The organism is Frigoribacterium sp. Leaf186 (assembly GCF_001423905.1).
Classification (GTDB): Bacteria; Actinomycetota; Actinomycetes; order Actinomycetales; family Microbacteriaceae; genus Frigoribacterium.
On the sequence record NZ_LMPQ01000001.1, the window covers coordinates 112,715 to 124,576 of the forward strand.

Genomic DNA, 11,862 nt, shown 5'->3' on the forward strand with positions numbered 1-11,862 from the left:
GGGTCCAGAACGGGTTACAACGGGTGATTGCAACGCGAGAGGAGACCACACAATGGCAGATCGCAGTTTGCGCGGAATGAGGCTCGGCAGCCAGAGCCTGCAGAGCGAAGAGGGCGTGGAGTTCTCGCCCCGCAAGAAGGCCGTCTACCAGACGACCGACGGTCAGACGTTCGACATGGTGTTCGCTGCGGACGCCGAGATCCCGGACATCTGGCAGTCCCCCAAGAGTGGTCAGGAAGGCCGCCTCTTGTCGGCCGACGGCAAGCCGGTCGAGATCGACGCCGGCGACGTGAAGGTCCCCCGCAGCCACTGGGACATGTTGCTCGAACGTCGCAGTCGAGCCGAGCTCGAAGAGCTCCTGCAAGAACGACTCGACTTCTTGCGGGCCCGCAAGGGTCAGCACAAGATCGGCGCCTGACCGCAGACCACGAGAGGCCCGGACACCGCGAGGTGCCCGGGCCTCTCGCCGTCGCGTGCGGTGGGGGCGTGCCGATCAGTCGACGACTCGCCACCGCGGCAGCACCGGGTCGGGTGCCTCGTCGAGCAGGCGGCGTCGACGTGACCGGCGGGTGCCGATGAAGAGTCGGGACAGGACGAGCACGGCCAGCCCGAAGAACGAGACCAGCAGCTCGATCGCCCGACTGGCGACGACGGCCGGGGTGGTGCCCGTCCCGAGGTCGACGACGGCGACCATCGTGCCCGGTTCGTAGTCGGGGATGCTCGCCGTCGTCCGCCCCGAGGCGTCGATGGCCCGCGTCGACGCGACCGTCGAGACGTTGACGAGGGGGCGTGCGGTCTCGATCGCCCGGAGGCGCGCGATCGCGAGCTGCTGTTCGTTCTCGTCGGTCTGGCCGGGCCTCGTGCCGAAGTCCGCGTTGTTCGTCTGGCCGATGATCACCTGGGCGCCCTCGTCCATCATGTTGGTGATGAGCTGGTCGTCGACGATGTCGAAGCAGATCGAGATGCCGGCCCGGAACCCACCCAGGTCGAAGACCTCGTCCCGCGTGCCCGGGGTGTAGTCGCGACCGATGAGGTCGATGAGGTCGGGGGCGAACGGGCGCCAGAAGTCGCGGTCGGGGACGTACTCGCCGAACGGGACCGGGTGCTTCTTGTCGTACTGGTCCTGCACGGCACCGTCGGCCCAGAGCAGGGACGAGTTGTAGACGGTCTCGCCGTCGTCGCTCTGCGTGATGACGCCGGAGACGAGCGGGGCGTCGTAGCCGCGGCTGATCGCGTCGAAGACGTACCGCCCGGCGGTGTCACGGGTCGGGTCACGGTCGCTGCCGCCCTCGGGCCAGACGATCATGTCGAGGTCGCGCTGGTCTTCGGGGAGCTGGGCCAACTGGGCCTGCAGGCTGCTCATCGCGAGCACCTGGGCGTTGGTCAGGTCGCCGTACTCGCGATCGGAGAAGTAACCGGCGTCGCCGTCGCCCTGGACGGCGGCGATGGTCGCCGTCCCGGCGGAGTGGGTGGGCCAGGCGGGCACCACCAGTGCGGCCACGACCACGGTGGCGCCGGCGAGCACCCGGGTCGACCCGCGGACGGTGGTCTGGAGGGCGAGCTGGAGGAGCGCCGCGACGATCGCCACCATGAGGAACGACAGGCCCGAGATGCCCAGCCAGGCGACGAGTCCGGCGAACGGGCTCTCGGACTGGCTCAGGGCGACCCGACCCCAGGCGAAGCCACCGTAGGGCCAGTTGCCGGCGACGAACTCGCGGAGCGTCCACAGCCCGCCGACGACGACGGGAAGCAGGACGGTCCGGCCCAGGGTGCCCGGCCAGACCCGGGGCACCCAGCGGTACGCGAGCGTGATCAGCATCGCTCCGGCCGCGAAGAACAGGGCCTCGAGCGTCGACAGGGCGGCCCACGGAACCACGCCCAGGAAGAGCGTCGCCCACGAGATGTGGATCAGGTAGAACGACAGCCCGGCCACGAGGCCCACGAGGAACGAGCCGCCGAGCGACCGGCCTTTCAGTGTGAGCAGGACGAAGCCGATGCCGACGAACGTCAGGGGCCAGATGTCACCGTCGGGGAAGCCGCCGTCGAGGACGGCACCCGCACCGAGCGCGACGACCACGGCGAGCCAGAGGGGCAGTCGGACGTCGGTCGCTCGGGAAGACACCCCGCGATTCTAGGTGGCGGCGTCTGGGAGACCCGCCGCCCGCCCACCACCCCGCCGGCTGGAGGAGCGACGCCTCAGGGGCCGACCGCCGTGTACGCCACGATGCCCCGGCGGACCGCGTCCAGCGCCTGACGGGCCGTCGGGCCGACGGGGAGGTCGCCCACGACCGACAGCTGGTCGAGCAGGTCGATGGTCTGCTTCGTCCACCGGACGAAGTCGCCCGCGGCGAGGTCGGCGTCCTCGAGGACGGAGTCGAGAGGAGCCCCACGGGCCCATCGGTGCATGGCGAGGGCCAGCCCCGGCGCGGGCTGCTGGCTGCCCGGCAGGCGGTTCTCCTGTTCGAGGTCGTCGAGCTCGGCCCAGAGCGTCTGGGTGGCGTCGAGTGCGGTGCGGAACTCGCCTCGCGGCAGGAAGCGCTCGGAGAGCTGCCCCTCGTCACGGCGGGGTTCGTACACCAGGGTCGCCGCCATCGCCGCCAGGGACGGGACGTCGAGGAGGTTCCAGAGGCCGAGGCGCAGGCTCTCGGCCACGAGGAGGTCGCGATCGCCGTAGATGCGTCGGAGCGTGCGGCCGGCCGGGGCGACGGAGACCTCGGCGTCGCGTGGTACGCGACCCGTGCCTCCGGCCTTCGTGCCCGTCGGGACGAGGTACCCGCGGTCGAGCAGGACGTCGGTGACCCGGTCGAAGACCTTGGCCACGGCACCCGTGCGACTGCGGATCTGGGCCGACAGCTGGTCGGTCTGCTTCTTGAGCTTGAACCACCGTTCGGACCACCGGGCGTGCTGCTCGCGCTCGGGGCAGGCGTGGCACGGGTGCTGCCGCAGCTGCCGGCGGAGTTCGGTGATTCGGCGCTGACGCTTGTCGCGCTCGGCGCGCGACTGCGAATCGGCGCGGGCGGCGCCCTGCTTCTCGAGGTCGCCCACCTCGCGACGCAGCAACGTGTACTCACCGAAGTCGCCGAGGTGACAGGCCATCGAGGCGGCGTAGCCGTCGAGCGACTGCTGCTGCGACCGCACCTTGCGCGCCAGGTCGACGACCGAGCGGTCGGCCTGGAACTGCGCGAACGAGGTCTCGAGGACCTCGCGGGTGCGCGAACGCCCGAACTGCTCGATGAGGTTGACGGCCATGTTGTAGGTCGGCCGGAAGCTGCTGTTCATCGGGTACGTGCGGCGCGACGCGAGGGAGGCGACGGCCTGGGGGTCGAGGCCCTGCTGCCACTGGATGAGCGAGTGGCCCTCGACGTCGATGCCCCGGCGGCCGGCACGGCCGGTCAGCTGGGTGTACTCGCCCGGGGTGATCGGGACCCTGGCCTCGCCGTTGAACTTCTCGAGCTTCTCGAGGACGACCGTCCGGGCCGGCATGTTGATGCCGAGCGCGAGGGTCTCGGTCGCGAAGACGACCTTGACGAGCTTCTTCTGGAAGAGCTCTTCGACGACCTCCTTGAAAGCCGGCAGCAGCCCCGCGTGGTGCGCGGCGACGCCGCGCTCGAGCCCGTCGAGCCACCGCCAGTACCCCAGCACCGCCAGGTCTTCGTCGCGCAGGGTGCGGCACCGGGCCTCGACGATCTCGCGGATCTCGTGCCGCTGCTCGGCGGTCGTCAGACGGATGCCCGACCGCAGCACCTGGGCGACGGCCTGATCGCAACCGACGCGGCTGAAGACGAAGAAGATCGCCGGCAGGAGGTTCTGGTCGTCGAGCATCTCGACGATCTTCCAGCGGTCGAGTCGGCCGGGGCCGCCCTGCGTCGGCGGCACGACGTGGCCCCGCGAGCCGCCGCGCCCGGACGAGTGCCCCTCGCTGCGTCGACCGCCGCTGCGCCCGCCACGCCGCCCGAGGGAGGTCGCCCGGAGCAGCTCGGGATTGACCCTGTTGGTCGCGGCCTGCCCCGACGAGTCGAACAGGTCGAGGAACTTGCCGCCGACCAGGACGTGCTGGTCGAGGGGCACTGGGCGGTCCTCGGAGACGACGACCTCGGTGCTGCCGCGCACGGTCTGCAGCCAGTCACCGAATTCTTCGGCGTTCGACACGGTGGCGCTCAACGAGATGAGGCGCACGTCGAGGGGCAGGTGGATGATGACCTCTTCCCACACGGCACCACGGAAGCGGTCGGCCAGGAAGTGCACCTCGTCGAGGACGACGTACCGGAGGTCGGTGAGCATCTCGGAACCCGCGTAGATCATGTTGCGGAGGACCTCGGTGGTCATGACGACGATGCGGGCCCGCGAGTTGACGTTCGTGTCGCCGGTGAGCAGGCCCACCTCGGAGGCCCCGTACTCGGCGACGAGCTCTTGGAACTTCTGGTTGCTCAGCGCCTTCATCGGAGCGGTGTAGAAGACCTTGGCCCGGGGGTCCTGCATCGCGAGGTGGATCGCGAACTCGGCCACGAGGGTCTTGCCCGCACCGGTCGGGGCGGCGACGAGGACGCTGTTGCCGTCTTCCACCGCGGCACACGCGGCTATCTGGAACGGGTCGAGAGAGAACCCCAGGCGGGACCGGAAGGCCTGGAGCCTGGGCGTCTTGACGCGCGTCTTCGCGGCGGCGAAGCGTTCCGCCGGGCTGAGGTCGGGACTCACCGGATCAGCTCGCAGCCAGCTCGGCGTCGAGGGCTGCTGCCCGCTTCGCCACGCGGCGGTCGTGCAACCAGGCCACCCCCGCGGCGAGGAAGAACAGGATCACCATCGGGACGGCGAGCAGGAACATCGAGAAGATGTCGGCGGAGGGCGTCGCGATGGCCGTGAAGAGGACGATCACGAGGATGGCGACGCGCCAGCCCTTGATGATCGCGGACGCGGAGATGACCCCGACGAAGTTCAGCAGGACGAGGAACACCGGCATCACGAAGGCGATGCCGACCGCGAGGACGAGCTTCAACACGAAGTCGTAGTAGACCTTCGACTCGATGATCGTGGAGTCCTGGGTGTCGACGAAGCTCGTCATGACCTCGACGATGTGCGGCAGGACGTACCACCCCGCGACGCAGCCGCCGAGGAAGAGCGGGATCGCGGTGCCGATGAACCCGACGGCGTAGAGCTTTTCCTTGCGGACGAGCGCCGGGACGATGAAGGCCCACACCTGGTACAGCCAGACCGGGCTCGAGATGACGACGCCGACCGTGACGGCGATCTGGAGCTTGAGGTCGAACGCACCCGTGATGTTCGAGTAGTTGAGGGTCGTCGCCCCCGTTCGTGCCGCAGCGATCGCCTCGACCGGCGACCTCAGGGCGTCGAGGACGAAGGGAGCGAGGAACCAACCGGCGACAGCGGCCAGGATGAGGGCCAGGGCGGAGATGAACAGCCGCTTGCGCAACTCGAGGAGGTGTTGACCGAGCGACATCTTGCCGTCGCGACCGCGGACGCGGCCTGAACCTCGCCCCTGGGTGCTGTCGCCACGAGTCGTCGTCGTGGCCACGCGTCAGGACTTCGGCGGGAGGTCGCGATCGGGCGACGGGTACGAGTCGTCGACGCGACGAGCGGTGGTCGAGTCGGTGGACCGGGCGGAGGACTCGTCGGAACGACGGGTGGGACGCTCGTCGTAGTCGTCGACCGGGTCTTTCTTGTCGCTGGCGACCTCGTTCTTGAAGATGCGCATCGACTGGGCGATGCTCTTCGCGAGGGCCGGCAGCTTCGGCGCACCGAAGAGCAACAGGACGATCGCCAGGATGATGATCAGGTGCCAGCCTGAGAGCGCGTTTCCGAACATGATGGGGTCTCCTTGCGGGGCAGGGTGACGATCAGTCTACCGTCACGTGTCGCCCGCGACGGGTGCGGCGCAGGCGATCCACAGGGCGGATCGCCGCACGAACGTCAGGAGGCGCGTGTCGCCTCGTCGTCGTAGCGCGCGATCGCCGTGCGGACCCAGTCCGCCACGGCCGTGCGAGCGGACTCGGGCGAGACGACCTCAGGGCGTCCCGGCAGGCCGGCGACGACCCGGCAGAGCGTCCCGAGCCGGTTGACCCGCAGTCGCAACCGCACGCGACCGCCGTCGAGCACCTCGGGTTCGTCGGGGCCGTAGTCGGCCAGCAGGGGGGCCGCCGCCGCGTCTAGGTCGACGACCACGTCGAGGTCGTCGGGCGATCCCTCGAAGAGGGTCTCGGGCAGGGCCACGTCGACGGCCCGGTGGGCGATGGGCGTCGAGGTGAGCGCAGGGGCGGCTATCCGGTCGAGGCGGAAGGTGCGAGGGGCCTCGCGGAGGTGGTCCCAGGCGCGGAGGTACCAGTCGGCGTCGACCGACTCGACCCGCAGGGGGTCGACCCGGCGACGTTCGGCCACCCCTCGGGTGCCCCTGTAGTCGAACTCGAGCTGGACGCCGGTCTCGACCGCCCGGCCGACGAGGCCGAGGACCTCGCTCGTCTCGGTCTGGTCGACCGCGACCTGGCTCGGCTCGCTCGAGGCTCCGCGGGACAACTTGCTCATCAGCGTGGCGATGGCAGCCCGGTCCGCGTTCTCGGGCAGTGACGAGAGGTACTGCAGACCCGCGATCAGGGCGGCGGCCTCGCGAGCCGAGAAGCGCGGCGAGTCGTCGATCGCCACCAGGTTGGTCAGGACGATCACGTCGTTCTGCTCGAAGTCGTCCCAGGCGATGTCGAAGAGGTCGCCGTGCTGGTACTGGGTCGTCTCGCCCGGGACCCCCGAGACGGCGATGAGCTCGACCGCTCGTCGGATCTCGGCCACGCTCACGCCGAAGTGGTCCGCGGCCTCGGCCACGCTGACCCGTTCGTGGTCCATCAGCCAGGGGACGAGCGAGAGCAGGAAGGCCAACTTGTCGGCCGCGTGCAGGGCACCCCGCGCGTCAGCCACCGGTGCCTCCCGTGACGCCGTCGACGACCGACGAGGGGGTCGTGTCGTGCGCACGCAGCACGCCGGTGAGTCGGCCCAGCACCAGTGCCCGCAGGCTCTCGGGCTCGAGGACGGTCACCTCGGGGCCGAAGGAGGCCAGCTCGTCGGCGAGCAGGTGCTCGTCGGTCCAGTGGACTGTCAGGGCGTCGGGGGCGACGCGGGTCGTGCCGCGGCGCTTGCCGAGGCGCGTCTCGGCGTCCGACAGGGGCTCGACGCGGACGGTCGCCGTGCGGTCGCGCCAGACCTGCTCGAGGTCGGCCAGGGCGCGTTCGGCCGTGGCGCCGTCGGGGCGGGCGAACGGCGTCGAGGTGACCTGCACCGGACCGACGACGCGTGACAGCAGGAAGGTCTTGACGGCCCCCGTGCCGATCTCGACCGCGGAGACGAGCCACCGACCGTGGTGCTGGACGAGTGCGGCCGGGGCCACCTCGCGTCGGCGTGCGGCCTCGTCGCCGGGCTTGAGGTAGTCGAACCGCACGACGACGCCCCGGTCGAGGGCGCTGCGCAGGGGTTCGAAGGCCGCGTCGCGCGACCGGAGGCGGGGGGCGTACTCGAGCTCGGGCACGCTCGCCGAACCACCGAGCGACCGCAGCTTGAGCAGAGCCCGACGGGACTCGTGGGAGAGCGACCCCTCGCGCCAGACCATGGCGGCCAACGTGAGCAGCGCGGTCTCTTCGGAGGAGAACGCGATGTCGTCGGGCAGTTCGTACGCCCCGCGCGGGATGCGGTAGCGGAGGGCCTGGTTGTTGCCGGCCGCCGACGGGTCGTCGATCGTCTCGAGGGGGACGCCCAGCTCGCGGATGTCGTCCTTGTCGCGTTCGAACTGTCGCTCGAGGGCGGCGTTGTCGCCGGACCGCGAGTACTTCTGCCGGTACCCCTGGACGGTCGACAGGATCTCGGTCTTGCTCAGCCCGGAGTCCGTCGCGAGCAGGGCCAGCACGAGGCTGAACAGACGCTCTTCGACGGGGACGCGGGGGGTGCGGGCAGCGGGCACGGAGGACCGTCTCAGCGGGTGGGGGTCATCGGATCGCGCCGAGCACGTCGAACACGTAGACGTAGGCCGACCCACCGCTCGCGGCCGAGGCGGGCAGCACGACCATGACCTGCGAACCGACCTGCTGGCCGACCAGGGCGGACCGGATGTCGTCGGGGATCTGCGCGTCGCCCAGGTCGACCGGCGTCGCCGACCCACCGTTCGTCCACGTGGACCCCGCGACCGTCGAGGGCTGGCTCCAGGTGACCGCCGTGAACTGCACGACGGCGGTGTCGTCGGCGGTCAGGGTGGGGCCGTGGCCCTTGCGGACGAGGTGGACGACCTCGCTGGTGGGTGCGTCGCCCGCGGGGATGGTGATGCCGGGGGCGCCGTCGGGCGCGGTCACGACGGCCGGCAGGCCGTTCGCACCGAGCTGGAGGACGCCGTCGGCCTTGGCGAGGAAGGCGCGTTTGACGTCGACCACGGCCACGTAGGCGGCGTCGGGGTCGTCGTTCGGCGTGGCCGCTGCGCCGTTGATCGACGCGGAGAGGTCGCTGGCCTTCACCGCGACGGCGACGCGGGAGCCCACCGTCGAGCACTCGAGCGCGTCGACGAGGGGTGCGAGGGTCTGGCCGCCCACGGTCAGGGGCACGTTGGTCGATCCGTCGTACCCGCTGTCTTCGAGTTCTTGCCCTGTGGTGCCGTCGAAGAGCGTGTAGTCGATGACCACCGGCGTGCCGTCGACGAGCCGCTGGCCGTCACCCTGGATGAGCGTCGAGACCTCGGTCTTCTTCGTCACGATGGGGGTGGGCACGTCGACGTCCGGCTTCGAGCCGAAGTCCCCCGTCGCCGTCACGACCGAGGCGGCGTCGCCCGTGGGCGGGCAGCCTGCCGAGCCGGGCCCGGTCGCGGTCGAGCAGGCCGTCATCGAGGCGAGCAGGCCGACCGTCACGACGAGGGCGGGGATCTTGCGCACGGGGACTCATTTCGTCGAGGCGACCGGGGGGTCGAGTGGGGCGACCGGTCGGGTCGCACGGATGCGGAGACAGCTTAGCGGGGGCGTCCTCCCCGCTCGTGCGGCTCAGGCGGGAGCGGGACCCGACGGTGTGCCACCGTCGACGGCCTCGGTGGCGGCGATGGCGGCGTCGGCCGCCGAGCGGGCCTGGCGGGCGGTCTTGCGCAGCTTCTTGTCGCTCGCCGACCGGTCGCCGAGGGCCCCGGGGGTCCACGCCTCGACGTCGGCCTCGCTGTAGTCCGACTTGGACGGGCGGCGCTTGAGCTGCGGCAACACGGCACCCGGGGCGAGGCGCCTCGCGGTGAGGAGGAACCCGGTGTGGCCGATCATGCGGTGGTCCGGGCGCACGGCCAGCCCCTCGACGTGCCAGCCCCGCACGAGGGTCTCGGACGCGTCGGGCTCGGTGAAGGCGCCGGAGGACCGCAGCGCCTCGGCCGTCCGCGAGAGCTGGGTCGCCGTGGCGACGTAGCAGACGACCAGGCCGCCGGGCTTCAGGGCGTCGGCCGTGACGTCGACGTTCTCCCACGGGGCGAGCATGTCGAGGACGACCCGGTCGACCGAGCCGTCGGGCATGGCCGCCGGCAGCTCGTCGGCGAGGTCGCCGACCGTGACGGTCCAGTTGCCGGGCTCGGCGCCGAAGAAGCTCGCGACGTTGCCCTCGGCCACGTCGGCGAACTCCTGGCGGCGCTCGAACGAGGCCAGGCGCCCCTCGGGGCCGACGGCACGCAGCAGCCAGAGCGACAGCGCACCAGAGCCCACCCCGGCCTCGACCACCGTGGCACCCGGGAAGATGTCGGCGAAGGCGACGATCTGGGCGGCGTCCTTGGGGTAGACGATCGCGGCACCCCGCGGCATGGACATGACGAAGTCGCTCAGCAACGGGCGGAGGGCGAGGTACTCGTCGCCGGTCGTGCTCGCGAGGACGGACCCGTCGGGCAGCCCGACGACGTCGTCGTGCGCGATCATGCCGCGGTGGGTGTGGAACACGGCGCCCGGCGTCAGCACGATGGTGTTCATCTTGCCCTTGGGGCCCGTGAGCTGGACCTTGTCACCCTCGACGAAGGGGCCGGACTGTCGGCGGATCGCGGTCATGCGGCGGTGCTGCTTTCGATCGGGTCGCACCCCGAGGGGTGCAGGAGGCGCGGTGGGCGCACCGGGGGTCAGGAGTCGGAGGTCGACCGGTCGCGGAGGGCGCGACCCGCCCGGTGGAGGTCGCGCAGGTCGTCGACGGTCGTGCCGACGAGCGTGTCGCGACGGATGAAGGTGCCGTCGTCGGCGAGCGGCGCGTGGTGCTCCACGCCGAGGGCGACGGTGCCGGCGGCGACGGCCGAGGCGAGCCCGGGCGTGCTGTCCTCGATGGCGATGCAGTCGGCCGGGTCGACGCCGAGCAGCTCGGCGCCGCGGAGGTAGGCCTCGGGGTGGGGCTTGGCGTGCTCGACGTCGTCACCCGCGACGATCGCGTCGAACGCCTCGAACTCGATGGCGTCGACCATGAACTGGGCCATGCGTCGGATCGACATGGTGACGAGAGCCGTGGGCACGCCCTCGCGGCGCAACTCGGCGAGCAGCTCTTTCGCACCGGGCCGCCAGGGGATCTCGACGGCGGAGCGCTCGAGCACGGCCGTGGTCAGGCGGTCGATGATCTCGTCCTCGGACAGCTCGACGCCGTGGGACTGCAGCACGCGGGCGGACTGCCACAGGCCGCTGCCGATCATGGCGTCGCCGTCGGCGCGGCTCCAGGTGCCGCCGAACGACTCGACCAGTTCGACCTGGCAGAGGAACCAGTACGGCTCGGTGTCGACGAGGGTTCCGTCCATGTCCCACAGGACGGCGGCAGGCAGGGTTTCGGTCACGGCGGACGAGTCTACCGGGCGTGGGCTCCCCGGCCCCCGACCCGCGCCTCCTCGTCGTCGTCACGGTCTATCGTGGAGGGTCAAGCGCCGGACGCCCTCCGGCACGGTGAGGACTCAGGTTGACGAACACGTCGAATTTCGCTGCGGGACGCCTGCTGGTGGTGGCCTTCGAGGGCTGGAACGACGCCGGCGAGGCCGCCAGCGGCGTCGCCCGCAGCCTCGTCGAGACGCTGTCGCTCGAGCCGGTGGCCGAACTCGACGGTGAGCGGTACATCGACTACCAGTTCAACCGGCCCCAGGTGGGGCTCGACGACGACGGCGAGCGGACGCTCGTGTGGCCGCGCATCCAGTTGCACGCGGCCGCCGACGCCGTGACGGTCCTCCCCCGCGACCCGGCGGCCTCCGCCACCGAGGTGCTGGTGCTGCTCGGGGCCGAGCCGTCGCGCAGCTGGAGGGGCTTCGCCGCCGAGATCGTCGACCTCATCGACGTGCACGACGTCACGGGCGTGGTGTTCCTCGGGGCGATGCTCGCCGACGTGCCGCACACACGACCCATCTCGGTCTTCGTCAGCAGCGAGAACGAGTCGGTCCGCGACGAGTACACCCTCGAGCGGAGCACCTACGAGGGGCCGGTGGGCATCCTATCGGTCCTGGCCGACGCCGTCGAGGCCGCCGGCGTGCCGACCCTGTCGATCTGGGCGTCGGTGCCGCACTACGTGCACAACGCCCCGTCGCCCAAGGCCACGCTCGCCCTGATCGAGAAGCTCGACGAGCTGTCGGGCGTGGCGATCCCCCGCGGTGAGCTCGCCGCCGAGTCGACGGCCTGGGAGTCGGGCATCGACGCCCTCGCGGCCGACGACGACGACATGGCGGGCTACATCGAGCAGCTCGAGCAGGCCCGTGACACGGTCGACAGCCCCGAGGCCAGCGGCGAGGCCATCGCCCAGGAGTTCGAGCGCTACCTCCGCCGGCGCGACGGCAAGGGCGGCGACGGTCGGCCGGACGACCCGCGCTACCCGCCCGTCCCCTGACGCCCGGCCGGGCCGGCGGCACGGGCGTGCCGG

At 71.2% G+C, this 11,862-nt stretch carries 11 protein-coding genes; 2 read left to right on the plus strand and 9 right to left on the minus strand.

All coding sequences use genetic code 11. From position 1 onward, the window contains the following. The first annotated feature begins 52 nt into the window (after positions 1 to 52). Positions 53 to 418, plus strand: coding sequence for an RNA polymerase-binding protein RbpA (locus tag ASG05_RS00585; RefSeq protein ID WP_056256142.1), 366 nt, complete (start codon positions 53 to 55; stop codon positions 416 to 418). Between the two features lie 75 nt (positions 419 to 493). Here ASG05_RS00585 and lnt read toward each other — a convergent pair whose 3' ends face one another. From lnt to ASG05_RS00630, 9 genes are all read right to left on the minus strand, one after another. Then, positions 494 to 2,122, minus strand: a complete 1,629-nt coding sequence (gene lnt, locus ASG05_RS00590) for an apolipoprotein N-acyltransferase (protein WP_056256144.1) — start codon at positions 2,120 to 2,122, stop codon at positions 494 to 496. Positions 2,123 to 2,196: 74 nt separating this feature from the next. Beyond that, positions 2,197 to 4,695, minus strand: a complete 2,499-nt coding sequence (locus tag ASG05_RS00595) for an RNA helicase (protein WP_056256146.1) — start codon at positions 4,693 to 4,695, stop codon at positions 2,197 to 2,199. Positions 4,696 to 4,699: 4 nt separating this feature from the next. Continuing rightward, complete coding sequence (gene tatC / locus ASG05_RS00600) at positions 4,700 to 5,455, minus strand: twin-arginine translocase subunit TatC (RefSeq protein ID WP_056258140.1); 756 nt, start codon at positions 5,453 to 5,455, stop codon at positions 4,700 to 4,702. A gap of 78 nt (positions 5,456 to 5,533) precedes the next feature. Continuing rightward, a complete protein-coding gene (tatA, locus tag ASG05_RS00605; RefSeq protein WP_056256149.1) occupies positions 5,534 to 5,821 on the minus strand; it encodes a twin-arginine translocase TatA/TatE family subunit in 288 nt (95 codons plus the stop codon). 104 nt (positions 5,822 to 5,925) lie between these two features. Then, a complete protein-coding gene (locus ASG05_RS00610; protein WP_056256152.1) occupies positions 5,926 to 6,918 on the minus strand; it encodes a YafY family protein in 993 nt (330 codons plus the stop codon). Then, entirely contained in the window at positions 6,911 to 7,951 is a 1,041-nt protein-coding gene (locus tag ASG05_RS00615; RefSeq protein ID WP_056256155.1) for a YafY family protein, read from the minus strand. The genes ASG05_RS00610 and ASG05_RS00615 overlap by 8 nt, the downstream gene beginning before the upstream one ends. Before the next feature lie 25 nt (positions 7,952 to 7,976). Further along, the gene (locus ASG05_RS00620) at positions 7,977 to 8,906 is read right to left on the minus strand and encodes an FKBP-type peptidyl-prolyl cis-trans isomerase (RefSeq protein ID WP_056256157.1); all 930 of its coding nucleotides are present in this window, start codon (positions 8,904 to 8,906) and stop codon (positions 7,977 to 7,979) included. A 105-nt stretch (positions 8,907 to 9,011) separates the two neighbouring features. Further along, positions 9,012 to 10,037: a tRNA (adenine-N1)-methyltransferase gene (locus ASG05_RS00625; RefSeq protein WP_056256160.1), complete on the minus strand. Its 1,026-nt coding sequence runs from the start codon at positions 10,035 to 10,037 to the stop codon at positions 9,012 to 9,014. 68 nt (positions 10,038 to 10,105) lie between these two features. Next, positions 10,106 to 10,798: an HAD family phosphatase gene (locus ASG05_RS00630; RefSeq protein ID WP_235491343.1), complete on the minus strand. Its 693-nt coding sequence runs from the start codon at positions 10,796 to 10,798 to the stop codon at positions 10,106 to 10,108. 119 nt (positions 10,799 to 10,917) lie between these two features. Between ASG05_RS00630 and ASG05_RS00635 the strand changes: the two genes are divergently transcribed. After that, entirely contained in the window at positions 10,918 to 11,829 is a 912-nt protein-coding gene (locus ASG05_RS00635) for a proteasome assembly chaperone family protein (protein WP_056256167.1), read from the plus strand. The last annotated feature ends 33 nt before the right edge of the window (positions 11,830 to 11,862 follow it).